Raw genomic sequence first — 3,202 nt, forward strand, 5'->3', positions numbered from 1 at the left:
AATATTTAAGTTTTATTCTAAAGTTTCATAGGAGCACATCAATGTTTTGAGTTGAATTGAAATGCAGCCATTGTAACAAAAAAGTTAACAAAGGACGATGAAGTTATGATTAAAACCAAAGTATCTGAACTTCAAGGTGTATCTTAAGGCGACATTTTAACAGATATAGTGTAATCGTTGTTATCACTTGAAAGAAAGTGTGTAGAAGAAAATTGTGCTATTCAGTTTCTGTGGTGAAAAGAGAATTAAATTTTTACATTGAAGGAAGACTGGGAAAACGTATCATGTCCCGGTCTTTATTGCATTTAAATATACAATCAACTCGCTTTACTTATAAATAAAAAAAGAATATATTGAGTTATGTATAAAAGCATGAGAAATGCATTGAGACTTTGCGATTGAAAGGATGATAGAGATGAAAATAGCCATCATTGGACCCGGTGCGGTAGGAACAGCGATCGCTTCGGTATTGGATACGCTAGATGTAACATTGTTAGGGAGACAAGATAAAGTCATGACATTTGAAGATCGTGACACAGGAGAACGCAAAAGTATCCCTGTCAAATCTTTTATGCGTTCAAACGCATTTTCTTTTTCAGCTTCATAATACTTTTTGACTGTTCTGGGATCGCAATGATACTGCATACCCAGCTCAGCATCATTTGGTTTTATTCCTTTCATGATGTAAAATAGCACTCTTTCGTATATAGCAAGTCTCAATCAAACAACCTCAGTTCAAAGATTGAGTTAAGACATGAATATATATTTTAGAAAATAAAAAATATAGGAAAAAAGCATTTTGATTCCGCCATTTTCCTACATTTTATAACCGCCGTTTACACATCTTCAATGAACGCTACTGTCCACTTGAATACCATTCTAATTTTCCCAACTGTATACGGAAAATCTCTATTTTATCTTACCTAAGAACTTTTTCGAGACTGTGCAGATAGCTTATTCATCAAAAAATAGTAATGATAATCAACTATAGTTTTCTGGTTTTGTAACAGAACTACCTCTTTTATTTATTAATTTCACATTATAAATATAAAGAATTAATGGTACTACTAATAGTGCAGAACAATAAATAAATGTCAAATTATAACCTAATTTTAGAATTATAAATCCAAATAATATACCTGATAGAATCTCACCTAACGCTCCTGAAGCACCATTTAAAGAAAATATAGTTGCCATGCTTGTTGATTTATTAGACATTTCTTGATTTATAGCATTATTAATTAAAATGTTCATTAAATCATCTGCTATTGTTACTAAAGAAACACTGAAAAATGCAGCTGCCTTTTTTCCTATAGATAATAATAAAATAAGCAATATAGATATAAATGTTATTAAAATATTATATCTTTCTGGTACTCGATTTAGTTGATTATCAAAAACAGAAAAGATATGTAAAAGTAGTAATAAAGTCAAGCCTCCGACTGTAGTGACAAAACCAAATATGCCTTCATCAATATGTATATGCTGAAAAAAGGGTTGCCAATACCTATCAATAGTATCTATAACAAAAGCAAAGAAAAAGCTAGCTATTATAATGTTCATTGTCCTTTTATTTTTTAACATTGTAACACTTGCATCTTTAATGATATCAATTATAGAACTATGATTTTTTTCAATTTCATGTTGCTCGCTTTTTTTGATTTTCACAAAAAATATTAAATATAAGGTTAGTATTAAAGAACTCATTGATGCTAATACGAATGGTAAAAGTTCGTTCATTTTATAAGTAAAACTAGCTAAAGGAGAAATTATAATGATAAATAATATAAATACCTTTGTATTATTAAAAAGCGTTTGTGAAAAATCACTTTGTTTTACTTCTTTACTGATCCATGATTCAAATGTTCCCGAAAATAAAGTTTCTGATAATGTCCAGGTTAGTAACAATATGATTAATATGGTTATATTTGAAGAAAACGGAAATAAAAACCAAGTTATTGAAAGACAAATAAATGAAGTTATTAAATTATATTTAACTCCAAACTTGTCAGAGAAAGCTCCAGATGGTATTTCAAATACAAATTTCATTATTTCAAAAGCCGTACCTATTAGCCCCAATAAAAAAAGATTGTAACCAGAATTATATAAATATATAATCCAAACAGGAGCATAAAAGCCTATAGTAATACCTCTTAAAAGCGAAACTATATATAGGTTTTTCATAAGTGATACAACTCCTTTAAATAAGTAGGCTGGTTTTTTCTTTCAGAAAACTTTTTTAATAACTTTGCACTTACATACCTAATGAATGGTTCAATAACTCTATCTTTTGAAAAGTTAAATTCTAAACTTTTTATTAATTTATTAAATTCATGTTTATCATCCGAGATCTCTTTTAGTAACTGGTGATTTTTGTATTTAAAGCACTCCAACATCATATTTCTAATATGCTTTTCACCTTCTCCAAAATAAAAAGGTGTTTTTCCTTTATTTTTCATATGTGGCGGAATGTCTTTTTCTAGTGATTTTCTTAAAATTTTTTTATCATACAACAAATGTTGGTGATTTGGTGACAAATTAATTGAAAAATCTACTAGATCATCATCTAGAAAGGGTACTCTGTTTTCTAAACCCCAAAATAATGCTAATCGATCTTCAAAATGACAGTTGTACATTATGAAATCTACGTACATGGATTTCAAATAATCATCATAATAATTTTCTTTATTTACAAATACTAGCGTCCACCCATCGCTGATATTTTCTTAGCGTCTACCATTTTTGATGTTTTATATTCAGCCATGAACGTCGCCCTCTTTGCTTTTTATAAACATATGATATAGCAATAATCGGAAAAAAACCACTATTTTTAATATTGAGAATAAAACCGACTTTATTACAACTTTACAAAAAAGGAAAATGAATTTTATTTTTTAAGAAAAGTAGAATTTGATGATTTCTAAAACGATACAGAACCTCCTAAAATCATTCTTGTGGAGAGGTGAAAGTACTCATTACTATATATGAATTAGGCATTTTAAAAGATCCAAAGTTAGTTTTATTTCTTGATCATCCAAATTTAAACAAAATAATGAAAAATCTTAGGAATATTTAAGTTTTATTCTAAAGTTTCATAGGAGCACATCAATGTTTTGAGTTGAATTGAAATGCAGCCATTGTAACAAAAAAGTTAACAAAGGACGATGAAGTTATGATTAAAACCAAAGTATCTGAACTTCAA

Annotated in this window: 2 protein-coding genes and 1 pseudogene; 1 reads left to right on the plus strand and 2 read right to left on the minus strand. The window is 28.5% G+C overall.

Annotation, left to right across the window (positions count from 1 at the left end):
- Nucleotides 1-415: 415 nt before the first annotated feature.
- A pseudogene (locus BJK46_RS12010) lies at nucleotides 416-568 on the plus strand (2-dehydropantoate 2-reductase N-terminal domain-containing protein); the annotation flags it as partial.
- 413 nt (nucleotides 569-981) lie between these two features.
- Here BJK46_RS12010 and BJK46_RS12020 read toward each other — a convergent pair.
- Together BJK46_RS12020 and BJK46_RS12025 are read right to left on the minus strand one after the other, a co-directional pair.
- Nucleotides 982-2,184, minus strand: coding sequence for an MFS transporter (locus tag BJK46_RS12020; protein ID WP_063284857.1), 1,203 nt, complete (start codon nucleotides 2,182-2,184; stop codon nucleotides 982-984).
- On the minus strand, nucleotides 2,181-2,720 hold the full coding sequence (locus BJK46_RS12025) for an asparagine synthase-related protein (RefSeq protein WP_099986715.1): 540 nt from the start codon (nucleotides 2,718-2,720) through the stop codon (nucleotides 2,181-2,183). The genes BJK46_RS12020 and BJK46_RS12025 overlap by 4 nt, the downstream gene beginning before the upstream one ends.
- Nucleotides 2,721-3,202: the final 482 nt, after the last annotated feature.

This window comes from Staphylococcus pseudintermedius, assembly GCF_001792775.2.
Classification (GTDB): domain Bacteria; phylum Bacillota; class Bacilli; order Staphylococcales; family Staphylococcaceae; genus Staphylococcus; species Staphylococcus pseudintermedius.

Bases quoted from the DNA above. Each gene is read 5' to 3' on its own strand.
- BJK46_RS12020 (WP_063284857.1), bottom strand. From the start codon at position 2,184: ATGAAAAACCTATATATAGTTTCGCTTTTAAGAGGTATTACTATAGGC.